At 70.2% G+C, this 25,300-nt stretch carries 23 protein-coding genes; 9 read left to right on the forward strand and 14 right to left on the reverse strand.

What is annotated here, in order from left to right; genetic code table 11:
• Nucleotides 1-4: 4 nt before the first annotated feature.
• From E2169_RS06035 to E2169_RS14220, 12 genes are all read right to left on the reverse strand, one after another.
• Nucleotides 5-436 carry a hypothetical protein gene (locus E2169_RS06035; RefSeq protein ID WP_132985718.1) on the reverse strand — a complete coding sequence of 144 codons (432 nt, stop codon included), beginning with the start codon at nucleotides 434-436 and terminating at the stop codon, nucleotides 5-7.
• 166 nt (nucleotides 437-602) lie between these two features.
• Complete coding sequence (locus tag E2169_RS14520) at nucleotides 603-2,378, reverse strand: S8 family serine peptidase (RefSeq protein WP_132985719.1); 1,776 nt, start codon at nucleotides 2,376-2,378, stop codon at nucleotides 603-605.
• 147 nt (nucleotides 2,379-2,525) lie between these two features.
• The gene (hslU, locus tag E2169_RS06045) at nucleotides 2,526-3,923 is read right to left on the reverse strand and encodes an ATP-dependent protease ATPase subunit HslU (RefSeq protein ID WP_370465133.1); all 1,398 of its coding nucleotides are present in this window, start codon (nucleotides 3,921-3,923) and stop codon (nucleotides 2,526-2,528) included.
• 8 nt (nucleotides 3,924-3,931) lie between these two features.
• Complete coding sequence (hslV, locus tag E2169_RS06050) at nucleotides 3,932-4,483, reverse strand: ATP-dependent protease subunit HslV (RefSeq protein ID WP_132985720.1); 552 nt, start codon at nucleotides 4,481-4,483, stop codon at nucleotides 3,932-3,934.
• A gap of 94 nt (nucleotides 4,484-4,577) precedes the next feature.
• A complete protein-coding gene (gene xerC / locus E2169_RS06055; RefSeq protein WP_132985721.1) occupies nucleotides 4,578-5,498 on the reverse strand; it encodes a tyrosine recombinase XerC in 921 nt (306 codons plus the stop codon).
• Nucleotides 5,499-5,537: 39 nt separating this feature from the next.
• A complete protein-coding gene (locus tag E2169_RS06060; RefSeq protein ID WP_132985722.1) occupies nucleotides 5,538-6,212 on the reverse strand; it encodes a DUF484 family protein in 675 nt (224 codons plus the stop codon).
• Entirely contained in the window at nucleotides 6,209-7,081 is an 873-nt protein-coding gene (gene dapF, locus E2169_RS06065) for a diaminopimelate epimerase (RefSeq protein ID WP_132985723.1), read from the reverse strand. The genes E2169_RS06060 and dapF overlap by 4 nt, the downstream gene beginning before the upstream one ends.
• Nucleotides 7,068-7,373 (reverse strand): LPS translocon maturation chaperone LptM, encoded by a 306-nt coding sequence (gene lptM, locus E2169_RS06070; RefSeq protein ID WP_132985724.1) that lies wholly within the window; start codon nucleotides 7,371-7,373, stop codon nucleotides 7,068-7,070. The genes dapF and lptM overlap by 14 nt, the downstream gene beginning before the upstream one ends.
• 10 nt (nucleotides 7,374-7,383) lie before the next feature.
• Complete coding sequence (locus E2169_RS06075) at nucleotides 7,384-7,791, reverse strand: YbaN family protein (RefSeq protein ID WP_132985725.1); 408 nt, start codon at nucleotides 7,789-7,791, stop codon at nucleotides 7,384-7,386.
• A 28-nt stretch (nucleotides 7,792-7,819) separates the two neighbouring features.
• Complete coding sequence (locus tag E2169_RS06080; RefSeq protein WP_132985726.1) at nucleotides 7,820-10,006, reverse strand: S9 family peptidase; 2,187 nt, start codon at nucleotides 10,004-10,006, stop codon at nucleotides 7,820-7,822.
• A 58-nt stretch (nucleotides 10,007-10,064) separates the two neighbouring features.
• Nucleotides 10,065-12,182: a prolyl oligopeptidase family serine peptidase gene (locus tag E2169_RS06085; protein ID WP_132985727.1), complete on the reverse strand. Its 2,118-nt coding sequence runs from the start codon at nucleotides 12,180-12,182 to the stop codon at nucleotides 10,065-10,067.
• Nucleotides 12,183-12,261: 79 nt separating this feature from the next.
• A complete protein-coding gene (locus E2169_RS14220) occupies nucleotides 12,262-12,423 on the reverse strand; it encodes a hypothetical protein (protein WP_165942342.1) in 162 nt (53 codons plus the stop codon).
• Between the two features lie 280 nt (nucleotides 12,424-12,703).
• On the opposite strand from E2169_RS14220, the gene E2169_RS06090 reads away from it, so the two are divergent.
• Nucleotides 12,704-13,324, forward strand: coding sequence for a lipocalin family protein (locus tag E2169_RS06090; protein WP_132985728.1), 621 nt, complete (start codon nucleotides 12,704-12,706; stop codon nucleotides 13,322-13,324).
• A 15-nt stretch (nucleotides 13,325-13,339) separates the two neighbouring features.
• On the opposite strand, the gene E2169_RS06095 is transcribed toward E2169_RS06090, so the two are convergent.
• On the reverse strand, nucleotides 13,340-14,308 hold the full coding sequence (locus E2169_RS06095; protein WP_132985729.1) for a helix-turn-helix transcriptional regulator: 969 nt from the start codon (nucleotides 14,306-14,308) through the stop codon (nucleotides 13,340-13,342).
• 124 nt (nucleotides 14,309-14,432) lie between these two features.
• On the opposite strand from E2169_RS06095, the gene E2169_RS06100 reads away from it, so the two are divergent.
• The 6 genes from E2169_RS06100 to E2169_RS06125 all read left to right on the forward strand — a co-directional run bounded on the left by E2169_RS06100 (nucleotide 14,433) and on the right by E2169_RS06125 (nucleotide 21,776).
• The gene (locus E2169_RS06100; RefSeq protein WP_207918361.1) at nucleotides 14,433-17,327 is read left to right on the forward strand and encodes a molybdopterin oxidoreductase family protein; all 2,895 of its coding nucleotides are present in this window, start codon (nucleotides 14,433-14,435) and stop codon (nucleotides 17,325-17,327) included.
• Nucleotides 17,324-19,093, forward strand: a complete 1,770-nt coding sequence (locus E2169_RS06105) for an SLC13 family permease (protein WP_132985731.1) — start codon at nucleotides 17,324-17,326, stop codon at nucleotides 19,091-19,093. Before E2169_RS06100 ends, E2169_RS06105 begins: the two co-directional genes overlap by 4 nt.
• Entirely contained in the window at nucleotides 19,090-19,314 is a 225-nt protein-coding gene (locus tag E2169_RS06110) for a hypothetical protein (protein WP_132985732.1), read from the forward strand. The genes E2169_RS06105 and E2169_RS06110 overlap by 4 nt, the downstream gene beginning before the upstream one ends.
• Nucleotides 19,311-20,048, forward strand: a complete 738-nt coding sequence (locus tag E2169_RS06115) for a 4Fe-4S dicluster domain-containing protein (RefSeq protein WP_132985733.1) — start codon at nucleotides 19,311-19,313, stop codon at nucleotides 20,046-20,048. The genes E2169_RS06110 and E2169_RS06115 overlap by 4 nt, the downstream gene beginning before the upstream one ends.
• A gap of 7 nt (nucleotides 20,049-20,055) precedes the next feature.
• Nucleotides 20,056-21,012, forward strand: coding sequence for a dimethyl sulfoxide reductase anchor subunit family protein (locus E2169_RS06120; protein WP_132985734.1), 957 nt, complete (start codon nucleotides 20,056-20,058; stop codon nucleotides 21,010-21,012).
• 83 nt (nucleotides 21,013-21,095) lie between these two features.
• Nucleotides 21,096-21,776, forward strand: coding sequence for a DUF481 domain-containing protein (locus E2169_RS06125; protein WP_132985735.1), 681 nt, complete (start codon nucleotides 21,096-21,098; stop codon nucleotides 21,774-21,776).
• A gap of 88 nt (nucleotides 21,777-21,864) precedes the next feature.
• Here E2169_RS06125 and hemC read toward each other — a convergent pair whose 3' ends face one another.
• The gene (hemC, locus tag E2169_RS06130; RefSeq protein WP_132985736.1) at nucleotides 21,865-22,779 is read right to left on the reverse strand and encodes a hydroxymethylbilane synthase; all 915 of its coding nucleotides are present in this window, start codon (nucleotides 22,777-22,779) and stop codon (nucleotides 21,865-21,867) included.
• A 115-nt stretch (nucleotides 22,780-22,894) separates the two neighbouring features.
• On the opposite strand from hemC, the gene E2169_RS06135 reads away from it, so the two are divergent.
• Nucleotides 22,895-24,181 carry a D-amino acid dehydrogenase gene (locus tag E2169_RS06135; RefSeq protein ID WP_132985737.1) on the forward strand — a complete coding sequence of 429 codons (1,287 nt, stop codon included), beginning with the start codon at nucleotides 22,895-22,897 and terminating at the stop codon, nucleotides 24,179-24,181.
• Nucleotides 24,181-25,263, forward strand: a complete 1,083-nt coding sequence (gene alr / locus E2169_RS06140; protein WP_132985738.1) for an alanine racemase — start codon at nucleotides 24,181-24,183, stop codon at nucleotides 25,261-25,263. The genes E2169_RS06135 and alr overlap by 1 nt, the downstream gene beginning before the upstream one ends.
• Nucleotides 25,264-25,300 lie beyond the last annotated feature (37 nt).

Here is a 25,300-nt window from a genome sequence, read left to right on the forward strand (position 1 = left end):
TGCGTCAGCGCGCCTCGATCGTGAACGCCCCGAAGGCCACGCCCAGGTCGAAGCCCTCCCCGGTGCCGGCCAGGGCCAGCGACACTTCGCCCTTGGTCATCGCCTGCGCCTTGCTGGACTTCACCACGCCGGCGTGGGCCTCGGCGGCGACGTAGGTGCCCAGCACCTCGTTGATGCTGCGGACGCCGGAGAACTCGCCGCGGCCGCCGCGGATCTCGGACTTGCCCACGCTCAAGCCGCCGCCCTTGGCGTCGATGCGCACCGCCATGGCCTGCCCGTTGTCGCAGCTCACACGGCCGGTGCCCGACGCGGTCTTGTAGAAGACCGACCAGCCGGCCATGTCGAAGTCGAGGCGGCAGGACACGTCGCGGGCGGATGCCGGCGCCGCGGCCAGCAGGAACAACGCGGCGGCGGCGAGCAAGGGAAACCTGTTCATCAGGGCACCTTCCGGGGGCTGCTTGTCGGACGACAGGATAGCCCCCTGATCCCTGCATGCCAGCCGGGCCGTTGGCCGTCGTTCACATGCCCTGAAGCGCTTCACCGGAGACAAAAAAGGGGCCTGCCGACTGGCAGGCCCCTCCAGTTCACGACGCAGACAGGCGTCAGTAGCTGACGCTGGCCTCGGCCGAGCAGTCGCTGGTGCCGCCATTGCAGACCTTGTAGGTAAAGGTGCCGCTGGTGTTCTTCTTCACCTTCACCAGGTCGGTGTGGCTGCCGGTATTGCCGATGCCCGATGCGACCTTGCTGCCGTCGCGGTAGACGTCGACCGTCACGTCACCACCGCTCCACTGCAGGCCGAACTGCAGGCTGCCCTTGCTGGTGCCGTAGTTGTACGCGGTCAGGGACGACGGCGCTGCAACCGGATCGGGGTCGGTACCACCGCCACCGACCAGCGATTCCGTCGCGGCGAACACCTGCATCAGGCCATGGCCGTAGTAGTTGTCGCGGCCTGCCGCTCCGAGGTCGAGCGCGGTGGACGTGAGCGCGTTGCGCACCTGCTGGTTGCTGGCCGCGGGATTGGCGCTCCAGACGACTGCGGCGCCGCCGGCCACGTGCGGGGATGCCATGGAGGTGCCGTCCAGGTAGGCGTAGCCACTGGCATTGGACTGGGACACCGTGCTGACCGAGGCGGTCTGGCCGAGCGAGCCGCCGACCAGCGCCTGGCCGTCTTCCTGGCTCATGCTGAGCGCCGGCACGGTCGAGGTGGCCGTACCCAGGGTGCCCGCGAACCCGCCGGGGACGTTGTTGTAGATCACCACGGCCGCCGCACCGCCGGCCTGAGCCGCAGCGACCTTGTCGGCGAAGCTGATCTCGCCGCGTTCGCACATCACCACCTTGCCACCCCAGCTGCCGGCGCCGGTGCACAGCCCGCCATCGGCGAGCTGGCCGCTGGCGTTGGCCTGCACCGTGCCCTCGATCGGCGAGACGATGAAGCTGGCGCCGCCAACGCTCATCGAGGCATCGAGGAAGGGATAGGTGCTGAGCACGCCGACGCCGGGCGCTGCGATCTCGACCTGGTTGTTGGCCTGCGAGAAGGAGGCGTGGGCGTTGTTGATATCCACCGCCGCCACCGACATCACGCTGTCGTAGGAGGCCGGGTAGCTGTGGCGGGTGTTGCCGCCATTGCCGGCCGCGGCGATGCTGAGGATGCCCTGGCTGTCGAGGTTGGCGAAGGCGTTGTTCTCGGTGCTGCTCGAGGTGGAGCCGCCCAGGCTCATGTTGATCACCTTGGCGCCCGCGGTCGCACAGCGGTTGGCCGCATCGACCAGCGAAGACGCGTAGCTCCAGCCGCAGCTGGCACCATCGAAGACCTTGACGATGTGCAGCGACACCGCGCCGGGGCTCACGCCGACGACGCCGACGCTGTTGTTCGCCGCGGCGATCGTGCCCGCGACGTGGGTGCCGTGGCCGCAGCTGTCATTGTTCCAGCCGCTCGGATAGCCGGTCATCTGGATGCCGGCGAAATCCTCGTGCCCGGCGTTGATGCCCGAGTCGATCACGCAGACCTTGATGCCGCCGCCATCGGCGCCCACCGACCAGGCCTGCGGTGCCTGCACGTTGTTGATGCCGTACGGCGTGACCTGCGCGGTCGGATAGCGCGGCGCGTCCAGCTCGACGTATTCGACATTGGGATTGTTGCGCAGACCGGCCAGTGCCTGCTGTGGGACGGTGGCCGCGATCACGCGCTGCGGACCCAGTTCGAGGTGGACCCTGCCACCGGCGGCCCCGAGCGCCGAACGCACCTGCGCCGACGCACCTGGCTTGAACTTCACCATGACCCGGTTGGGGTCGGGGTCGGGCTCGGCCGCGGACGCGGCTCCGGACATTGCGAGGAACATGGCGGCGGAAATCGCCACTACCAACGTGTGCTGTTTCATCTACACCTCTCTCCCGATTGACGAACAGGTAATGCCGCTGCGTGCCCACCCTCCCCGGGGCGGCGCACGAAAGCGGAATCTAGCACCGGGGAACCCCGGTGCGGTTGTGCGTTGCGTCAAGGGCTGCCGGGCCGCCGGGCCCGGCGGTCAGAGGATGTAGCGGCTCAGGTCCTGGTCCTGCACCAGCTCGCCCAGCTGGTCGTCGACGTAGGCCCGATCGATCGCGACCTTGCCGCCACGGTCCGGTGCCTCGAAGCTCAGGCTGTCGAGCAGCCGTTCCAGCACGGTATGCAATCGGCGCGCACCGATGTTCTCCTGGCGCTCGTTGACCTCGGCGGCGATCTCGGCGAGCCGGTCGACGGCATCGTCGGAGAACGCCAGCTCCAGCCCTTCGGTCTTCATCAGCTCGACGTACTGCTTCGTCAACGCCGCCTTGGGCTCGGTGAGGATGCGCACGAAGTCTTCCTTCGACAGCGCCGACAGTTCGACGCGGATCGGGAAGCGGCCCTGCATCTCCGGGATCAGGTCGCTGGGCTTGGCCAGGTGGAACGCGCCCGAGGCGATGAACAGGATGTGGTCGGTCTTCACCGGCCCGTACTTGGTGCTGACCGTCGAGCCTTCGACCAGCGGCAGCAGGTCGCGCTGCACGCCTTCGCGGCTGACGTCGGCGCCCATGCCCTCGCTGCGCTTGGCGACCTTGTCGATCTCGTCGATGAAGACGATGCCGTGCTGCTCGCAGGCCTCGATCGCGGCCGCGCGCACTTCGTCCTCGTTGACCAGCTTGCCGGCCTCTTCCTCGACCAGCAGCGGGCGCGCGGCGTGGATCGCCATGGTGCGCTTCTGGGTCTTGCCGCTGCCGAGGTTGGCGAACATCTGCCGCAGCTGCTGCCCCATTTCCTCCATGCCCGGCGGGGTCATGATGTCGACGCCGCCGCCCGCGGACAGGTCGAGCTCGATCTCGCGGTTGTCGAGGTCGCCGGCACGCAGCTGGCGGCGCAGCTTCCGCCGGGTCTCGGATTCCTGCGACGAGGGCTCGGCGCCGATGTCGACGGTGGTGCTGCCCTGCTGCGCCGCGGCACCAAAGCCGAAGCCCGGGGACTGCGACTGCTCGCGCCTGGGCAGCAGGGCGTCGAGGATGCGGTCTTCCGCACGCTCCTCGGCCTGGGTGCGCATCCGCTGCTTGGCCTGCTCGCGGTAGAGCTTGACCGCGGTGTCGGCGAGGTCGCGGATGATCTGTTCGACGTCCTTGCCGACGTAGCCGACCTCGGTGAAGCGCGTGGCCTCGACCTTCACGAACGGCGCGTTGGCGAGCGTCGCCAGTCGGCGCGCGATCTCGGTCTTGCCGACGCCGGTCGGGCCGATCATCAGGATGTTCTTGGGCATGACCTCGTTGCGCAGCTCGTCGCCGAGCTGGGCGCGGCGCCAGCGGTTGCGCAGCGCGATCGCCACCGCGCGCTTGGCCTCCTGCTGGCCGATGATGTGGCGGTCGAGCTCCTGCACGATCTCGCGCGGGGTCATGGACGCGTGGCTGGTGTCGACGTTCATGTGCATGTTCAGAGCTCCTCGACCACCACGTTGCGGTTGGTATAGATGCAGATGTCGCCGGCGATGTGCAGCGCCTCGGTGGCGATGCCGCGGGCGTCCATGGCGGTGTGTGCGAGCAGCGCGCGTGCGGCGGACAGCGCGTACGGGCCACCCGAGCCGATCGCGACCAGGCCATCCTCGGGCTCGATGACGTCGCCGGTGCCGCTGATGATCAGCGAGGTGTCCTTGTCGGCGACCGCGAGCAGCGCCTCGAGCTTCCCGAAGCGGCGCTCGGTGCGCCAGTCCTTCGCAAACTCCACGGCGGCGCGGGTGAGCTGGCCGTGCTTCTCGAGCTTGGATTCGAACAGTTCGAACAGGGTGAACGCGTCCGCGGCGGCGCCGGCGAAGCCGGCCAGGATCTGGCCGTCCTTGCCGAGGCGGCGCACCTTGCGTGCGTTGGACTTCATCACCGTATGGCCAAGGGTGACCTGGCCGTCGCCGGCGATGGCGACGCGCCCGTCGCGGCGCACCGAAACGATGGTGGTGGCGTGGAACACGTTGGGATTCTGGCTGGGATCCATGCGGCCTCCGTGGGCTGAATCCACTGGATGGGGACCGCCCCCGGCGGATGCAAGCCCGCGCGGTGGCGCCTGGCTCCCGTGGGGCCCGGCGGGTTCAGCCCTTGCGCTTGGCGCGCGGATGCGCGGCGTCGTAGACCTTGGCCAGGTGCTGGAAGTCGAGGTGGGTGTAGATCTGGGTGGTGGCGATGTCGGCGTGGCCCAGCAGCTCCTGCACGCCGCGCAGGTCGCCGGACGATTCCAGCATGTGGCTGGCGAATGAATGACGCAGCAGGTGCGGATGCACGCGCTTGAACAGGCCCTGCCGGCGCGCCAGCTCGCGCAGCCTCAGCTGGACGGCACGCGCGCTGATCGGCGCGCCTCCGCGGCCCGGGAACACCGGCGCGTCGTGGCCGGCACCGGTGTCGGCGCGCCACTCGGCCAGTGCCTTGCAGGCGAACGAGCCCACCGGCACGGTGCGCTGCCGGCTGCCCTTGCCAAGCACGGTCACCAGGCCCTGGTCCAGGTCGATATCACGCCAGCGCAGCAGGCGCAGTTCGGACAGGCGCAGGCCGGAGGAATAGAACAGTTCGAGCAGCGCGCGGTCGCGCAGGCCCAGCGGCACGTCGGTGGGCACCGCCACCAGCGCCACGGCCTCGTCCACGTCGAGCACCTGCGGCAGCTTGCGCGGTGCGCGCGGGGCGCGCACGCCGGCAGCGGGATTGGCGACGACGCGGCCGTGCTTCAGCAGCCACTGGTAGAAGCTGCGACAGCCGGACAGGCGGCGCTGCAGGCTCTTGGGCGCCAGCCCGCGGCGGTGCTCGGCAGCGACGAAGGCGCGCATCGCCGCGGTGTCGAGCGCCAGCAGATCGTCGTGACCCGAAGCCGCGGCCCATCCGGCCAGCGCGGCGAGGTCGCGTCGGTAGGCATCAAGCGTGTGCGGCGACATGCGGCGCTCGACTTCGAGATGGGCCAGGTAATCGGCGACCGCCGGATGCGGTCCGGCGGCCACCGCACTCTCCGCATCCACCCCGGCCATGCCTCCTCCCTCCCTTGGCGTCTTCGCGGCTTCGCGAGCCTAATCGCGCTGGCGCTGCAGCGCCGCCGCGAAGGCCTCGCCCATCATGCGCAGGAACAGCGTGCCCATGCCGGGATAGAAGCGGTTGGCATCGCGGCTGCCCACCGCAACCAGGCCTACGCCCTCCACGGGAAGCAGTGCGGTGGATGCAACGTCGTCCACGCGGGCGGCATACAGCAGCGCCTGCTTGTCCGGATGCAGGCGGCCGCACAGCGGCTCACCGTCGCGGATGCAGTCGGCGAAGGGCTGCAGGCTGCGGTCGTCGCGCGCAATCACCTGCAACCATTCTTCTTCGGACAGGCCAGGCGCGTCTTCGAACAGCACCACGCGCACCAGGTCGCCGCTGAAGTCCTCGGCAAGCGTCGCGACCATCGCGCGCACCACGCCGGCGGCGCTGTCCGGGCGCATCAGTGCCAGGGTGAGCTGGTGCGTGCGCACGGCCAGGCGCTCGTTCTCCTGCGACACCGCGTACAGGTCCTGCAGCCGTCGCGACAGCTCGCGGTTCTTGTCGCGCAGCACTTCCAGCTGGTAGCTGGCCAGCGACGCTGCCGGGCCGTCCTCGCGCGGTACCACCATGCTGATCGCAAGGTCCGGGAACTGCTGCAGGAACTTCGGGTGCCGCCGCAGCCAGGCCGCGACTTCGTGGGCGCCAAGCTTCTCGCTGCTGTCGTTCATGCGGTGAATATCCCTTCGTAGACGAATGCCGCCGGCCCCGCCATGCGCAGGCTGCCGTCGGCACAATGATAGATGCGCAGCGTGCCGCCGGGCAGCGCCACGTCCACGCCGATGGCCGCGTCCACGCGCCCGCGCCGCGCAAGCACCGCCACCGCAGCGCAGGCGCCGCTTCCGCAGGCCAGCGTTTCGCCGACGCCGCGCTCGTACACGCGCAGGCGGATGCGGCTGCGGTCGAGCACCTGGGCGAAGCCGACGTTGCACGACTGCGGGAAGGCGGCGTGCCGCTGCAGCGCGGGGCCAAGCTCCGCGACCGGCGCGGCATCGACGTCGTCGACCTCGAGCACTGCGTGCGGATTGCCCATCGACACCGCGCCCACGCGCAGCCTGCGGCCGTCGACCTCGATCATGCAGGCATCGGCCTCCTCGTCGAAGCCGGCCAGCGGGATCCGCGCCGGCGCGAACACCGGAACGCCCATCCCGATCTCGAAGCCGGCGTCGCCCAGCGCGCGCACGCGATGGCTGGCAAGCGGGCTGTCGAGCAGGAAGTCGCCGGCGGCCGCGCCGTCGCGCACCAGCCAGGCGGCAACGCAGCGGGCGCCGTTGCCGCACTGCTGCGAGGGCGAGCCGTCGGCGTTCCAGATGGCATAGGACGCGACCGCGCCGTCGCTGCGGGGCGCTGCGATGGTCAGGATCTGGTCGCAGCCCACGCCGCGGTGGCGGTCGGCCAGCAGGCGGCACAGCGCGGCATCGGGCGGCGACGTGCCATCGCGCAGGTCCAGCACCACGAAGTCGTTGCCGGCGCCGTGCATCTTGCTGAAGCGCAGGCCGGCGGGCGCCGCCGTGGCCGTCACGGGGTCAGGCGTCGCCATCACCGTCGTCGCCGGGATCGCCGCCGGAACCATCTGCGGCCGGATCCTCGCCTTCGCCGTCCACGCCGTCCTCGATCTCCTCGGCACCGGCATCATCTTCGACGGCCCCGTCGTCGCGGACCGCCGGATCATCCACAGCTTCGTCGTCCTGGTCATCGGCGTCGTCCACCTGCTCGGCCGGCCAATCGTCGTCGGGCGCAGGCGGCGGCAGCAGAGAGCCCTTGTTGCCGCAGGCGGACAGCACGAGCACGGACGACAGCAGGGCGAGCGGAACCAGGGTGCGGATGTTCATGGCCGGCAGTCTAGCGCGGCGGCGGTTCCGGCCGCATCCACAGCCACGCACCGACCACCGCCATGCAGCCGATCGGCAGGGCCACCGCCCACCAGCGCTGGTAGCCGGTCAGCCAGGCCAGCGCCAGCAGGATCGCGGCCGAGGCGGCCATGGCGCCGGTGGCCAGCCGCTTGGAGCGGCGGGTGACCGCACCGTGCTCGTGCCAGTCGCGGATCATCGGCCCGAACTCCCGATGCGCCAGCAGCCAGGCGTGCAGCCGCTCGGAGCCCTGCGCCGCGGCCCAGGCCGAGAGCAGGATGAAGGGCACGGTGGGCAGCCCCGGCAGCACCACGCCGAGCAGGCCCAGGCCCAGCGCGATATAGGCCAGCAGCCACCAGGCCCAGCGGAAGCGCGTGCGTCGGCGGGGAGCGTCGTCCATCACGCCATGATGCCGCGTGCGGCGAGGGTCAGCGCGCGGCCACCCCGTCCGCGGCCTCGACGCCCAGCTGGTCGAGCATGAACGCGTACATCTCCGCCAGCTCGCGGTAGCGGCGGAAGCGGCCCGACTTGCCGCCGTGGCCGGCGTCCATGTTGGTGCGGAACAGCAGGGTCGCGTCCGAGGTGTCCAGGTCACGCAGGCGGGCGACGTACTTCGCCGGCTCCCAGTACTGCACCTGCGAATCCCACAGGCCGGTGCCGATGAACATCGCCGGGTAGGCCTTGGCTTCCAGGTTGTCGTAAGGCGAGTAGCGGAGCATGTAGTCGTAGTCCGCCTTGCGCTCCGGGTTGCCCCACTCGTCGTACTCGTTGGTGGTCAGCGGGATGCTGCGGTCGAGCATCGTGGTGACCACGTCGACGAAGGGCACCTGCGACAGGATCAGGCGGTACTTCTCCGGCGCCATGTTCGCGATCGCGCCCACCAGCAGGCCGCCGGCGCTGCCGCCATAGGCGGCCACGCGGTCCTTCGCCGCCCAACCTTCGGCCACCAGGTGGTCGGTGACGTCGATGAAGTCGGTGAAGGTGTTGATCTTGTTGCCGAGCTTGCCGTCGTCGTACCACTTGCGGCCCATCTCCTGGCCGCCGCGGATGTGGGCGATGGCGTAGACCATGCCGCGGTCGAGCAGGCTGGTGGTGGTCAGGCTGTAGCTTGGATCCATCGAATAGCCGTAGCTGCCGTAGGCGTACTGCAGCAGCGGCGCGGTGCCGTCCTTCGCGAAGCCCTTGCGGTAGACCAGCGACACCGGGATGCGGGTGCCGTCGCGGGCGGTCGCCCAGGTGCGCTCGGTGGCGTACTTCGAGGCGTCGTAGCCGATGACAGGCTGCTGCTTGAGCAGGCGGCGCTCGCCGGTGGCCACGTTGATCTCGTAGGTGGTGCCAGGCGTGGTCATCGATGCGTAGCCGTAGCGCAGCCACTGGGTGTCCGGCTCGGCGTTGATCGACAGGCCCATCGAATAGGCCGGTTCGTCGGCGGCCACGTATTCCTCTTCGCCATCCGGCTTGAGCAGGCGGATGCGTTCGAGCGCGTTCGAGCGCTCGGCGATGGCGGTGAAGCCGTCGAACAGCCCGTAGCCTTCCAGCAGCACGTCGTCGCGGTGCGCGATCCACTCCTTCCACTCCGTGCGCGATGTGGCGGCGGTGGGGGCGGTGGCGATGCGGTAGTTCGGCGCCTTGTTGCCGTCCGCATCGGGGGCGTTGGTGAGGATCACCCAGCGGCCGTCGAAGTGGTCGGCGTCGTACTCGACGTCGCGCTCGCGCGCGGCCAGCACGGTGAATTCGCCCGGGTCGGCCGCCGGCGCGCATCGCAGCTCGCTGGACACCGTGCTTTCCACGCCGATGCAGATGAAGCGGTCGTCGCGGGTGCGCGACAGGCCCATGTAGAAGCTGTCGTCGTTCTCCTCGTACACCAGCACGTCATCGGCCACCGGGGTGCCGAGCACGTGCTTCTTCACGCGCACGGTCAGCAGGGTGTCGGGATCGTTCTCGACGTAGAAGAGAGACCTGTTGTCGTCGGCCCAGGCCATGTCCGCGGACAGGCCGGGGATGGATTCCGGGTAATCCTTGCCGGTCTCGAGGTCGCGGAAGCGGATCGTGTACTGGCGGCGGCCGATGCTGTCGTCGGCCCAGGCCAGGATGCGGTTGTCCGGGCTGATCTCGTACACGCCGACGCTGAAGTACTCCTTGCCCTCGGCCATGGCGTTGACGTCGAGCAGCACCTGCTCGGCGGCGAAGTCGCCGGCCTCGTTGAGGCGCATGATCTCCGCGGCGCCCAGGCCTTCGGCATCCCTGCGGCGCGCGTGCACCGGATAGTCCTTGCCGGTCTCGTAGCGCTGGTAGTACCACCAGCCGCGCTCGCGGAAGGGCACGCTGGCATCGTCCTGCTTGATGCGGGCGACGAACTCGTCGTACAGCGCGTCCTCGACGGGCTTCAGCGGCGCCACCACCGCATCGACGTAGGCGTTCTCGGCTTCGAGGTAGGCCAGCATGGCCTTGTCCTCGCGGGTGTCGTCGCGCAGCCAGTAGTACTCGTCCTGGCGCACCGCACCGTGCGGAGCACGGACTTCGTGGGCGCGCTTCTCGACGTCGGGCGGGACCGGGGCGGCGGCGTGGCTGGTGGCGGTCATGAGCAGCAGGCCTGCAAGTGCGATGGGCTTCATTGGATGGGGTCCACTGGGGCTGGATGCAACCGGGGCGCCCTGAGGCGCCCCGTCGGATTCACTCGGCGTTGCGGCCGATCTGCTGCCAGAGGAAGGTCAGGTACAGCGCTTCCATGTGCGCGGCCTGCCGGTTGTTGGCCGCGCCGCCGTGCCCGCCCTCGATGTTCTCGTAGTAGCGCACGTCCTTGCCGGCACCGGACATCAGCGCGTGCATCTTGCGCGCGTGGCCCGGGTGGACGCGGTCGTCGCGGGTCGAGGTCAGGATCAGCGTCGGCGGATAGTCCTTTGCCGCGTCGAACAGGTGGTAGGGCGAGAAGGTCTTGATGAAGGCCCACTCTTCCGGCTTGTCCGGGTCACCGTACTCGGCCATCCACGAGGCGCCGGCCAGCAGCTTGTGGTAGCGCTGCATGTCCAGCAGCGGCACCTGGATCACCACCGCGCCGAACAGGTCCGGGTACTGCGTGAGCATGTTGCCGGTGAGCAGGCCGCCGTTGCTGCCGCCGCGGATCCCCAGATGTGCCGGCGACGTGATCTTGCGATCGATCATGTCCTGCGCGACCGCCGCGAAGTCCTCGTAGGCCTTGTGGCGGTTGGCCTTGAGCGCCGCCTGGTGCCAGCGCGGGCCGTACTCGCCACCGCCGCGGATGTTGGCCACCGCATAGGTGCCGCCCTTCTCGAGCCAGCCCTTGCCGACGCCGCCGGAATAGCCCGGGGTCAGCGAGATCTCGAAGCCGCCGTAGCCGTACAGCAGGGTCGGATTGCTGCCGTCTAGCGCCAGGTCCTTCGGGCGCACGAGGAAGTACGGCACGCGGGTGCCGTCCTTCGAGGTGGCGAAGTGCTGCTCGACCGCGTGCCTGGAAGCGTCGAAGAACGCCGGCTGCGTCTTCAGCACCTCGGGCGCGGCCGCACCGGGCGCGGCGCTGGCGAGCATCAGCGTGGTGGGTGTGAGGTAGTCGGTGACGGTCAGCCAGAGCGCGTCGGACTCGTCGCTGTCCACCGCGCTGGCGCTGACGGTACCGAATTCCGGCACGCCCGCGAGTTCGCTGCGCGTCCAGCCGTCCGCGCCGGGCGTGAGCACCGCCAGCTTGTTCTTGACGTCGTCCAGCACGTTCAGCACGAGGTGGTTTTCCGTGAACGAGGCGCCGGCCAGCGAGCTGGTGTCGGTGGGCTCGAACAGCACCTCGAACTCGCGTTCGCCGGCCATGTAGTCGTCGAACTTCGCCGCCAGCAGCGAGCCGGCCTTGTAGGTCTTGCCGCCGACCTCCCAGGCTTCGCGCAGCTCGAGGCCCAGCCACTCGCGCTGCACCGACTTCTGCGCCGAGTTCGGCACATCGACCCTGGTCAGCGAGCCATCGGCGGCGCGCAGGTAGAGCTCGTCGTTGTAGAAGGCGATGGTGCGGCTGACGAAGTCGCGCTCGAAGCCGGGCGTATGGTCGCGCCCGGCCGAGATGTACATGTCGCCGGCCTGGCCTTCATAGACCACCTCGGCGGATGCCATCGGCGTGCCGCGCGCCCACTGCTTGACGATGCGCGGATAGCCCGAGCTGGTCACGGTGCCGTCGCCGAAATCGGTGTAGACGTACACGGTGTCGCGGTCGATCCACTGCAGGCCGCCCTTGGCCTCGGGCCGGTAGAAGCCGCCGTCGACCCACTGCTTCGTGGACAGGTTGAACTCGCGGGTGACGTTGGCATCCGCGCCGCCGCGCGAGAGCGCGACCAGGCAGCGCTCGTATTCGGGGCGCAGGCAGTTGGCGCCGTGCCAGACCCAGTTCTCGCCTTCCGCCTTGTTGAGGGCGTCGAGGTCGATCACGGTCTCCCACTGCGGCTGCGGCTTGCGGTACTCGTCAAGCGTGGTGCGGCGCCAGATGCCGCGCTCGTGGTTCCGGTCCTTCCAGAAGTTGTAGTACCACTCGCCCTGCTTGTAGACGCCGGGGATCTTGTCGTCGGAGTCGTAGATGGCCAGCAGGTCGGCCTCGAGGGCCTTGAAGCCCGGCGTATCAGCCAGTTCCGCTTCGGCCTTCGCGTTCTGCTCCCGGACCCAGGCGAGCTGCTTCTCGCCCTCGACGTCTTCAAGCCACTGGTGCGGATCGGTCATTTCGGCGTCCTCCTGTGCGGTGGCGCCGAAGGAAGCCACGGCAAGCGCGGCGAACAGGCAGGCATGGGGCAGCTTGGGCATGCAACAGGCTCCGGCAGGTCGGATGGACCGGCAAACCTAGCACGGCGCCCGGGCCATGGCCCCGGGCCGAAGGTCGTGCTCAGGCCGCCGCGGCCCGGCGGCGCGCGACGGCCAATGCCAGCCAGGCCGTTGCCGGCAGGCCGGCCAGCCACAGGGGCAGCCAGCCGAACGTGGCGCTGGCGGCGCGGGCCTGGGGCAGCGACAGCATCGCGACCGCGGCCAGGAACATGAGCGCAAGCACCACGCGCGCCGGCCAGTCCGGGCCGGCCGCCGCCGGAGCGTGCCGGTGGGGACACGTCGGGCGCGTCGTGAAGCGGCTCGTGGCGGGCCCGCGCGCCGTGGCGCGATTTGCCGTGGCGCGGCGTGCCGCGGTGCGGTGTGCTGTCGTAGGGTTCGCTGTCATGATCGCTCTCCAGACTGTCGACCCAAGCCTGCGGCCACCCCATCTCACGGACTGCGACCTTCATGACGCCGCCTTCGCCGGGCCGCTGCCACCCTGCCGCGGCGCCATGGACCCTGTGATGACCCTGGATTCCCGACCACCCGCCCGCATCATCCCGCCGCCCCTCCTCGCCCTGTGCGCGTTCGCGCTGTGCCTGGTGCTGGCCGCCTGCGCCAGCGGCCGCGACGGCCACGACAGCATCCGCGAGGTGCCGATGCCGCCGCTGGACGCACTGATGGGCGACTGGCACGTGGCGGGGCGGGTGCCGTGGTTCGGCGAGCGCGGGCGCGTGGCGTCGCGGATCCGCCTGGCCATGGCGGACGGCGACCGGCTCGATGTCACCCGCAGCTGGCGCGAAGGCTTTGCCGAACCCGTGGAGTCCGACACCTCCAGCGCCCGGCGCGACGGCCACGGCGACCGGCTGTGGAAGATGCGCACCTACGGCGTCCTGCCCACGCGGCTGCGCATGCTCGAAGTGGCCGGGGACGGCAGCTGGATGCTGCTCGATTCGCCGGGCCGCGACCACGCCTGGATCCTGACCCGGGCGCAGGAGACCGGGGATGAGGCCTACCTGGAACTCGAGCGCCGCATCCGCAGGCACGGCGTCAACACCGACAAGCTGCGCCGCGTACCGCAGCTTCCCGAGCAGGAGGGGCGGCTCGGCTTCGAACCCGCGGCCAGCCCCACTGCAGGGCGCTGACTCCGCCCGCGTGCTTCAGCGTTCGTAGTTCGACAGCGCCAGCTGCAGCAGCGATCGCGCCTGCTCGCGCAGCGACTGCGGCTCGATGATCTCGGCGTCGCTGCCGTAGTGCAGCACGTCCATCAGCAGCTCGCGCGCGGCGCTGTAAGGAACCTTGAGCTCGTAGCGGCCATCGGCCAGGTGACGCCCCTGCTGCTGCGAATGCCAGTGCTCGTCGGCCACCCAGCGCGCCGCCTTGGCGCTGAAGACGATGGTCGCCACGCCCTTAGGCACGCCGGAAAAGATGCCGTAGCTGCCGCCGAGGTGACGGTCGAGCTCGCCCTCGTCGACGTCGATCGCGGCGTCCTCGAGGCTGCGCGCCTGCACGATGCGATCCACCGAGAAGCTGCGCAGGCCCTCGCGCTCGTGGTCCCAGGCATCGAGGTACCAGTTGTCGCGGTAGTGGGTGATGCGCTGCGGCGACACCGTGCGCCGGGTCTTCTCGTCGGTCGAACGCGCGCGGTATTCGAACGCCAGGCGCCTGCGCTCGAGCACCGCCGAGCACACCGTGCGGAAGGCGTGCTCGTCCAGGCGCCGGGTGCGGTGCGGGATCACGCGCACGCGCTCCATCGGCCACTGCTTGCCGCTGGCGTGCTCGCTGAGCAGCTTCTCGATGCGCGACTGCAGCGGCGCCAGCGCCGTAGACAGCACCCCGCCGCCGCTGCGCGACAGCAGTTGCTGCGCGGCAAGCAGCGCGTGCAGTTCCTCCGAACTCAGCCACAGGCCCGGCAGCTCGAAGCGACCGCTTTCCTCGGGGTCGTAGCGGATGCCGGCCTCGCCGTCGCCCACGATCGGCGCCATCAGCGCGTCGCGCAGGAAGGCGACGTCGCGGTACACGGTGGCGCGCGAGCAGCCCAGCTCGTCCTGCAGCCGCGCCACCGTGACCGGATAGCGCGCGTTGCCGAGGATGCGGTGCAGTGACAGGATGCGTTCGTATCGGTCCATGGGGCCGATTATGGGCTTATTGCCGCCGCAAGCCAGCGCATCGCGCGGGTGATTCCCGGGCCGCTCGCATGTCCGCCCTGGCCCCGGCTCGCCGCGCATCCGGCACACGGGCACAATGGCCGTCATGCGCGCGCACCTCCCGAACGAGCCGGACCTGGATCTTTCGCCGTCCCCTGGGGACGAGGTGAAGACCACCACCTGCTACATGTGCGCCTGCCGCTGCGGCATCAAGGTGTGGTTGCGCGACGGAGGCATCCGCTACATCCAGGGCAACCCCTCGCACCCGGTGAACCAGGGCGTGCTCTGCGCCAAGGGCGCCAGCGGGATCATGCAGCACCATTCGCCGGCACGGCTGACCAGGCCGCTGCTGCGGGTGGGCGAGCGCGGCAGCGGCGAGTTCCGCGAGATCGAGTGGGACGAGGCGATGGAGATCGCGACCTCCTGGCTGGCACCGGTCCGCGAGCGCAACCCGGACGAGCTCGCCTTCTTCACCGGCCGCGACCAGTCGCAGGCGCTCACCGGCTGGTGGGCGCAGCAGTTCGGCACCATCAACTACGCCGCCCACGGCGGCTTCTGCTCGGTGAACATGGCCGCGGGCGGGCTGTACACCCTGGGCGGCTCGTTCTGGGAATTCGGCGAGCCGGACTGGGAGCACACGCGCTACCTGATGCTGTGGGGCGTGGCGGAAGACCACGATTCCAACCCGATCAAGCTGGGCCTGGGCAAGCTGAAGGCACGCGGCGCGAAGGTGGTGGCGGTGAACCCGGTGCGCACCGGCTACGGCGCGATCGCCGATGAATGGATCGGGATCCGGCCGGGCACCGACGGGCTGTTCGCGTTCGCGCTGATCCACGAACTGCTGCGGATGGACCGCATCGACCTGGACTACCTGGTCCGGTACGCGGATGCGCACTGGCTGGTGGTGAAGGATCCGGGCGGGGCGGAGGACGGGCTGTTCGTGCGCGACGGCGAAGGACGCCCGCAATGCTGGGTGGCGGATGCGCTCCATCCCGCCGACGCTCCCGACGTTTCGCCCGCCGTGGTCGGCGAGTACGTCCTGCCCGACGGCCGCACCGCGGTCCCGGCCTTCCATCTCGTCGCCGAGCGCTACCTTGATCCGCAGTACGCGCCCGACGCCGTGGCCGAGCGCTGCGGCATCCCCGCCGACACCATCCGCCGCATCGCGCGCGAACTGGCCGAAGCCGCGTTCGAATCAAACCTCAGCCTGCCCATCGCCTGGACCGACAGCTGGGGCCGCGAGCATGCGGAGATGGTCGGGCGCCCCGTCGCGCTGCACGCCATGCGCGGCATCAGCGCGCACTCGAACGGCTTCCACACCTGCCGCGGACTGCACCTGCTGCAACTGCTGCTCGGCGCGGTGGATGCGCCGGGCTCGTTCCGCTACCAGCCGCCGTATCCGAAGCCGATCCCGCCGCCCAACCGTCCGGGTCGCGCGCGCCGCGAGGACGGCAGCCTCGACGCCGGCCCGCTCGGCTTCGTGCACGGTCCCGAAGACCTGCTGGTGGACGCCGACGGCCAGCCGCGGCGCATCGACCACGCCTATTCCTGGGCCTACCCGCTGTCCGCGCACGGGATGATGCACACCCTGCTGCGCAACGCCCACGCCGGCGACCCCTACCGCATCGACACGCTGCTGATGTTCATGGCCAACATGGCCTGGAACTCGTCGATGAACACCCGCGAGACCATCGCCTGGCTGACCGACAGGGATGACGACGGCGAGTACCGCATCCCGCGCATCATCTATTCCGATGCCTACGCGTCCGAGATGGTGGCCTACGCCGACCTGGTGCTGCCCGACACCACCTACCTCGAGCGCTTCGACGCGATCAGCATGCTCGACCGGCCGATCTCCGACGCCGATGGCGCCGCCGACGCGATCCGCCAGCCGCTGTTCGATGCCGCCACGCAGCCCGACAAGGACGGTCGCGCGCGCGACGTGCGCGGCTTCCAGTCGGTGTTGCTGGATCTTGGTGCGCGCCTTGGGCTGCCGGGCATGGTGCACGCCGACGGCTCGCCGCAGTACCGCGACTACGCCGACTACATCGTCCGCCACGAACGCACGCCCGGGGTCGGCCTGCTGGCCGGCTGGCGCGGCGAGAACGGCACGCAGGCCGGCAAGGGCGCGCCCAATCCGGAACAGCTGCAGCGCTACATCGACAACGGCGGCTTCTGGCGCGAGGAAGTGCCGGAGCACGCGCGCTATTTCAAGATGGGCAACCGCGGCTACCTGGAATGGGCGCAGGCGCTCGGCTTCATCGGTTCGTCCGCACCCATCACCCTGCACCTCTACGCCGAGCACCTGCAGAAGTTCAGGCTCGCCGCACAGGGCCACGGCGAACACCAGCCGCCGGAAGAGCACCGCGAGCGCGTGGAAACGTATTTCGACCCGCTGCCGATGTGGTACACGCCCTTCGAGCAGGCCCAGGTGGACGAGGCCGAATTCCCCCTGCACGCCATCACCCAGCGGCCGATGTTCATGTACCACGCCTGGGGCTCGCAGAACGCCTGGCTGCGGCAGATCGCGGCACGCAACTGGCTGTACATGCATCCCGACACCGGTGCCCGCCATGGCGTGGCCGACGAGGACTGGGTGGTGGTGGCCTCGCACCTGGGCGAGATCACGGTGCAGGCGAAGTTCGCCGGCAACGTGCAGCCCGACACCCTGTGGACCTGGAACGCGATCGGCAAGCGCCGCGGCGCCTGGCGCCTGGACGCCGACGCGCCGGAAGGACGCAAGGGCTTCCTGCTCAACCACCTGATCTCCGACATTACCCCGCGCGGCGACTACGCCAATGCCGACCCGGTCACCGGCCAGGCGGCGTGGTTCGACCTGCGCGTGAGCCTGCGGCGTGCGCCGCCGGATACCACCGGCGGCACAGGTGACGCCGGCGACCGGACGACCGACGCGACGACGCTGACGCAGCCGCAGTTCGAACCGCTGGCCCTGGGCGACGCGCCGGGCGGACCGCTGCGCTACGGGGCCCGCAAGCGATGAGCCTCGACATGTGGCTCACCTTCCTGGTGCTCGCCGGCGCCGTCGCGCTGTTCGTGAGCGAAAAGATGCCTCCCGAAGTCGTGGCGATGCTGGCGCTGGCCGCGCTGCTCACCCTGCGCCTGGTCACCACCGAGGAAGCCCTGTCGGGCTTCAGCAGCCCCGCCACCGTGACCGTGGCGGCGATGTTCGTGCTCAGCGCAGGCCTGCAGCACAGCGGCTCGCTGAACCGCCTGGGCGAGATGATCGCGCGGATCCGCTGGGGCTGGCTGCTGGCGCTGGTGATGATGCTGCTCACCGCCGCGGTCTCGGCCTTCATCAACAACACCGCCGCGGTCGCCGTGTTCCTGCCGCTGATCATCGCCGCGGCCGTGGCCAACAAGCTGCCGCCGTCGAAGTTCCTGATCCCACTGTCGTACGCGGGCCAGTTCGGCGGTGTGTGCACGCTGATCGGCACCTCCACCAACCTGCTGGTCGACTCGATGGCGCGGCAGGCGGGACACGCCGGCTTCACCATCTTCGAGTTCAGCCGCCTGGGCATCATCTTCGTGGTGGTGGGCACGGTGTACCTGATGTTCGCCCGCCGCTTCCTGCTGCCCGACCTCGGCGTGCCGCAGCAGGCCGACAGCGGCCACGCCGGCCGCTACGTGGCCGAGCTGCTGGTGTCCGGGAAATCGACCGCCATCGGCAAACGCGGCAGCGAGCTGCTGCCCGATGACAGCGGCGACGTGGTGGTGCTGGAGATCTTCCGCGGCCGGGCGGCCGTGCCCTCCCCCCGCGGCACCGAGATCGAGCCGGGCGATCGCATGCTGGTGCGCGGGACGTGGCCGGACATCGAGGCGGCGCGGCGCAAGCTCAAGCTCAGCCACGACGAAGTGGCGCGCGACCTCGAGGTCGACGACGAGGGCGAACGCGTGTACGCCGAGGCCATGGTGGCGCCGGGCTCCCACCTGATCGGCCACACCCTGGCCGCCGTGCGATTCGCCCACCTTTACCATGCCCGCGTGCAGGGCCTGCACCGCCACCGGCTGTCGATCCGGCAGCCGCTGGACCAGGTGCCGCTGGCGATGGGCGACGTGCTGCTGCTGGACGCGCCGGAAAGCGCGCTCGACCTGATGCGCGCCGACCCCGGCCTGGTACTGCTTGGCGAGCGCGACCAGCCGCGCACGTCGATGCGCCGGGCGCTGTTTGCGCTGGGCATCCTGACGGCAGTCGTGGCCGTGGCCGCGTCCGGCCTGATGAGCATCGTCGCCGCGGCGATCCTCGGCTGCATCGCCCTGGTCCTGCTGCGCGTGCTGGAACCGGAGGATGCCTATGCCGCCATCGACTGGCGCGTGGTGCTGCTGCTGGCGGGCGTGCTGCCGCTGGGCATCGCCCTGCAGAACAGCGGTGCCGCGGCGCTGTTGGCCGACTTTTCCATCGGCCTCGTCGGCGGCTTCGGCCCGGTGGCGACGCTGGCGGTGATCTACGTCATGACCTCCGTGCTGACCGAGGTCATGAGCAACAACGCCTCGGCCGCGCTGGTGGTGCCAATCGCCATCGCCACCGCGGAGTCGCTCGGCCTGGACAGCAAGCCCTTCCTGGTGGCGGTGGCATTTTCCGCATCCACCAGCTTCGCCACGCCGATCAGTTACCAGACCAATACCATGGTCTATGCCGCAGGCGGTTACCGCTTTCGCGACTTCGTGAAAGTGGGACTGCCACTCAACATCATCTTCATCACGATGGCGGTGGTGCTGATCCCGCGCTATTTCCCTTTCAGCCCATGAAGACACTGCATCGGATCATCGGCGTGTTGATGCTCGTCGGCGGCTTCGCCGGCGCGCTGGCCTGCATCTGGGCCCTGGTCGATCCCTCGATCATGTCGCCGACCTCACTGGGTGCCTTCGAGGCACCCTCGCCACGCTGGCGCGCCGCGTTCGGCCTGGTGTTGTCGATCGCGCTGCTGCTGTTCGGCAGCGGCAAGCTGCGCCACCGGGAGCTGCCATGACCTCGCTGCCACCGCCGTCGACGAAGAAGCTCGGCCTGGTGATCGACCTCGACACCTGCGTGGGCTGCCATGCCTGCGCGACCAGCTGCAAGGAGTGGAACGCCGGCGGCATCACCGGGCCGCTGACCGACGAGCGGCCCTACGGGAAGGAACCCGAAGGCGTCTGGTTCAACCGCGTGCACAGCTACGAGGTCGCCGCGGAACCAGCACAGCCCGCCATGACCCTGCACTTTCCGCGCAGCTGCCTGCACTGCGAAACCCCCGCCTGCGTCACCGTCTGCCCCACCGGCGCCAGCTACAAGCGCGCCGAGGACGGCATCGTGCTGGTCGACGAGGACAAGTGCATCGGCTGCAAGCTCTGCAGCTGGGCCTGCCCCTACGGCGCGCGCGAGTACAGCCCGGTCGAAGGGGTGATGAAGAAATGCACCCTGTGCGTGGACCGGATCTACAACGAGAACCTCGACGAGTCCGAACGCGTACCCGCCTGCGTGCAGGCCTGCCCGACGCGCGCGCGGCACTTCGGCGACCTCGGCGATCCCGAGTCCGACGTCTCGAAGCTGGTCGCCGAGCGCGGCGGCGTGGCGCTGATGCCCGAACTCGGCTACCAGCCGGTGAACCGCTACCTCCCGCCGCGGCCGCGGCGCGACGGCAGCGACGGCGCCAGCGCCGAAGCCACCGCGCCCACGCGCGCATCTTCCCCGCTGCATTGGCTCAACCGCATGCTGAGGCGCTGAACCCACGATGCATCCCGCCCTGTCGGTCATTTTCTTCACCACCCTGTCCGGCGCCGGCTACGGCCTGCTCGCCTGGTCGGGGCTGAGCATCGCGCTGCTGGCGCTGCGCGGCGGCCTGTCGCCGGCGCTGGAAGGCGTGCAGCTCGCGGGACTGGGGTTCGGCCTGCTGCTGTCGACCATCGGCCTGCTGTGTTCGCTCGCGCACCTGGGCAAGCCCGGCCGTGCCTGGCGCGCCTTCAGCCAGTGGCGGACCTCGTGGCTGTCGCGCGAGGGCGTGCTGGCCGTGGCCACCCCGTTGCCGGTGCTGGCCGCGATGGCCCTGCTGCTGTGGATGGAGCCCGGCGCCACGCGCGCCGCGTGGCTGGCCTGCCTGGGCCTGCTGCTGGCCGTGCTGGCGCTGGTCACGGTGGCCTGTACCGCGATGATCTACGCCTCGCTCAAGCCGATTCCGGCCTGGCGCCATCCGCTGGTGCTGCCGGTGTACCTGCTGTTCGCCCTGCTCACCGGCCTCGCGCTGCAGATGGTGGTCATGGCGGCGATGCTGCGCGGCCAGGACCTGGCCGGGATGCTGCCGACCCTGGTGCTGTTCGGCCTGGCGCTGGCGGTGCTGAAGTGGCTGTACTGGCGCGCGATCGACGCTGCGCAGGAGCCGGCCACCCGGGGCGCCGCGGTGGGCCTGCCCGACCGCGAGGTGCGCGTGTTCGAACGCCCGCATACCGAGGCCAACTACGTCACCCGCGAGATGGTCTTCGAACTCGCGCGCCGCCACGCGCTCCGGCTGCGGCTGGCGGCGGTGGCCGGGCTGGTGGCGGCTCCACTCCTGGCCAGCGCGCTGATGGTCCTGGGCTGGCTACCGGCCCTGGCCGCGACCGGGCTGGCGGCGCTGGGGCTGCTGGCGGGCGCGTTCGCCGAGCGCTGGCTGTTTTTTGCCCAGGCACGGCACGTCGTCAGCGCCTATTACTGAACCGCAGGTCCGCGGGCGTCTTGGAACGGCGGCGATTGGTCGCGATAATGGCGATGTAACCGTTTACTTCGGAGCCCCTGCGCATGCTCGCGGCCCTCTGGCTGGCCCTTGCCGCCCCACCCGTGCTTCTCCAGCCCTTGCCGGAATCCCCCGGCGAGCCGGCGGTGATCGCGCTGGCGTCGGGCCGTGCCGACCTGCGCCGTCCCTGCTACCGCCTGGTCTGCGCGGATGCCGGCTGGAAGGCACCGTCCCGGTTTACGCGCATCGAGCAACCGTCGACGCCAGGCGCCGTCGACCCGCTGATGCCGATGCGCCTTCCGGTGATCGCCGCGCGGCGCTACCCGCTGTACTCGCCGGCATCGCGCCGCGACTGGCGGATCAACCACGGCAGCCACTCGCGCTTCACCGCGGGCTTCGGCTACGAGGCCGTGCGCACCCCCGATACCAACGTCAAGCTCGAGTTCGGCACCGGCTACCGCCTGCAGCCCTATGCCGACCATGGCACCGCCGGCGAAGGCATGATCGTCCGCAGCCGGCTGGAGCTGCGCCAGAGCATCGCCGACCGCGCCCTGCTGACCCAGAACCTGCTGGTCGAGACGGGCAGGTTCAACACCACTACCCGCCAGGTGATCGGCCTGGACCTGCGCCTGCAGGACCAGTGGACGCTGCATTCGAACTTCGAACTGCGGCATGACAGCGCTGGCAACGGTGGGACAGGGGCGACGGACACCGAAGGCTCCGTGCAGGTGCGGTACCGGTTCTAGGGGAAACGGTTTCGACGAAAAGTGTCTGCGCCACGAAGGGCCCCGCGTCATATCAGTGCCGCGCGTTCCCTCCAACAAGAGAAGAGCCTCATCTTTCCGGCAGAAACTCCCCGGCCCCCGCAGCCAGCAGCCGCCCCGCAACATCGCGGCCGAGCACTTCAGGGTCGGCAGCCGGCCCTTCGGCATGCGCGCGCACGCTGCGCCCATCGCGCTCGCTGCCCACCAGCCCATCCAGCCGCAGCATGTCGCCATCGAGACGCGCAAACGCCGCAACCGGCACGTGACAGCTGCCATGCAGCGCCAGGTTGAGCGCGCGCTCCGCCGACGCACAGGTGCGGGTGGGCGCATGGTCGAGGACGCGACACAGCGCCATGACCTCGGCATCGTCGCCGCGGCACTCGATCGCGATCACGCCCTGTGCCGGCGCAGGGAGCCATTCCGGCGCATCCAGGCGCGCGCGGGTGCGTCCGCCCAGGCCCAGCCGATCCAGTCCCGCGCAGGCCAGCACGATCGCGTCGTACTCGCCCGCATCCAGCTTGGCCAGCCGCGTGTTGACGTTGCCGCGCAGGTCGCGGATCTCCAGGTCCGGGCGCAGCGCGCGCAGCTGCGCCTGTCGCCGCAGCGAGGAAGTCCCGACGCACGCACCCGGAGGCAGCGCGTCGAAGGTCGCGAACTGGTTGCTGATGAAGGCGTCGGCATGGTCCGCGCGCGCCAGGAAGGCCGGCAGCGCGAACGGCGCGTCGACCTCCATCGGCACGTCCTTGAGCGAATGCACCGCGCAGTCGGCGTCCCCACGCAGCATCGCCAGCTCCAGCTCCTTCAGGAACAGACCCTTGCCGCCGATCGCCGCCAGCGAGCGGTCCAGCACCTCGTCGCCGCGGGTGGACATGGGCACCAGCTCCACGGCCAGACCCGGGTGGGCGGCGCGCAGCAGGTCGGCGACGTGTTCGCTCTGCCAGAGGGCGAGCGGGCTCTTTCGGGTGGCGATGCGGAGTGTGTTCACGCCGCCATTATCGCCTTCCGCACGGGCCACCGTGGATTCCGATCCATATACTGGCGGATTCCATGAACCCGCCGGCCACGCCGCCCCTGGCCGCCCGCCCGATCGAGTCAATCCAATGCGTATTTTGATCCTGGGCTCCGGTGTGATCGGAGTGACCAGCGCGTGGTATCTGCGGCAACAGGGACACGACGTCGTCGTCATCGACCGCGCGTCCGGGCCCGCCATGGAAACCAGCTTTGCCAATGCCGGCCAGGTGTCGCCCGGCTACGCCTCGCCCTGGCCCGCGCCGGGCATCCCGCTGAAAGCGGTGGGCTGGCTGCTGTCGCGGCACGCGCCGCTGGCGATACGGCCGACCGCCGACCCCGCGCAGTACCGCTGGATGTGGCAGATGCTTCGCAACTGCACCCATCACCGCTATGCCATCAGCAAGGCGCGGATGGTGCGGCTTGCCGAGTACAGCCGTGCCTGCCTGGAGGAACTGCGCCGCGACACCGGCATCGCGTACGAGGAGCGCACACTCGGCACCACGCAGCTGTTCCGCACACAGGCGCAGCTCGACGGTGCCGCCAAGGACATCGCGATCCTGCGCGAGTACGGCGTGCCCTACGAACTCCTCGACCGCGCGGGAATCGTCCGCGTGGAGCCGGCGCTGGCCAGGGTCGCCGACACGCTGACCGGCGCGCTGCGCCTGCCGGGCGATGAAACCGGCGACGGCCACCTGTTCACCACCAGGCTGGCGGCGATGGCCGAGGCCGCAGGCGTCGAGTTCCGCTACGGGCAGGATATCGAAGCCCTGCTGGGTGACGGCGACCGCCTCGCCGGCGTGCGCATCCAGGGCCGTACCGAGACCGCCGACCGCTATGTGCTCGCCCTGGGCGCGTGGTCGCCGCGCCTGCTGGCGCCGCTCGGCATCCGCCTGCCGGTGTACCCGCTCAAGGGCTATTCGCTGACGATCCCGATCACGAACCCCGAGCTGGCGCCGCACTCGACCGTGCTCGACGAAAGCTACAAGGTCGCGATCACCCGCTTCGACGAGCGCATCCGCGTCGGCGGCATGGCCGAAGTCAGTGGCTATGACCTGTCGCTGCCGCAGCGCCGCCGCGACACCCTGGAGATGGTGGTGCGCAGCCTGTATCCCGACGGCGGCGACCTCGCCAACGCCAGCTTCTGGAGCGGCCTGCGCCCGTCCACGCCCGATGGCCCGCCCGTCGTCGGCACCACGACGTACCGCAACCTGCTGCTCAACACCGGCCACGGCACCCTGGGCTGGACGATGGCCTGCGGCTCGGGGCGCTACCTGGCCGACCTGGTGGACGGCCGCCCGCCCGCGATCGACAGCGAAGGCCTCGACATCTCCCGCTACGGGCGTGCCTGGCCCGCGGCGCCCACGGGGCTGCGCTGATGCGCCCTGCGCGCGCCACCATCGACCTCGACGCCCTGCGCCACAACTACCGCCACGCGCGCACGCTCGGCGGCGGCAAGGCGCTGGCCGTGGTCAAGGCCGACGCCTACGGACACGGCGCCGTGGCCTGCGCGCGCGCGCTCGACGGCGAGGCCGACGGCTTCGGCGTGGCCTGCATCGAGGAGGCGATCGAGCTGCGCGAGGCCGGCATCCGCGCACCCATCCTGCTGCTGGAAGGCTTCTTCGACGCCGACGAGCTGCCGCTGATCGAACGGCATGCGCTGTGGACGGTGGTGGCTTCGTCCTGGCAGGTGGATGTGCTCGAGCGCCATCCGCTGCGGCAGCCGCTGCCGGTCTGGCTGAAGCTCGACTCGGGCATGCACCGCCTGGGCCTCGCACCCGAGGACTATCCCGATGCATGGCGGCGCCTGCGCGCACTGCCGTGGGTGGGCGACATGGTCGCGATGAGCCACTTCTCGCGCGCCGATGAACTCGGTCACGCCAGCACGCCCGCGCAGCTGGCCACCTTCGACGCGATGCTGGCGCGGCTTCCACCCGGCACCACCACCAGCCTTGCCAACTCCGCCGCGCTGATGGCCTGGCCGACGGCGCGCCGCGACTGGGTGCGCCCCGGCCTGATGCTCTATGGCTCGCACATGCTCGACGCGCCGTGCGCGGAGGCCGAGCCGCTGCGCGCGGTGATGGAACTGGCATCCAGGGTCATCGCCGTGCGCGAGCTCGCCGCGGGCGAGCCGATCGGCTACGCGGGTGCCTTCACCACCTCGCGCCCGACGCGTGTAGGGGTGGTCGCTGCCGGCTATGCCGACGGCTATCCGCAATACGCGACCTCGGGCACCCCGGTGATCATCGACGGCCAGCCGGGCGAGCTGATCGGGCGCGTCTCGATGGACATGCTGACCGTGGACCTGACCGACCACCCCGGCGCCGGTATCGGCAGCGATATCGAACTGTGGGGCGCGCGCCTGCCGGTCGCAGAAGTCGCGGCGCGCAGCGGGAACAGCCCGTACCGGCTGCTGACGGGGCTGAAGCGGGCGCCGCGGCAGGTGGTCGAGCGCTCCTGATCCCGGTTGCGCACGGGCCATGCCCGGCGCCGCGGAC

The organism is Luteimonas terricola (assembly GCF_004352845.1).
Taxonomy (GTDB): domain Bacteria; phylum Pseudomonadota; class Gammaproteobacteria; order Xanthomonadales; family Xanthomonadaceae; genus Luteimonas; species Luteimonas terricola.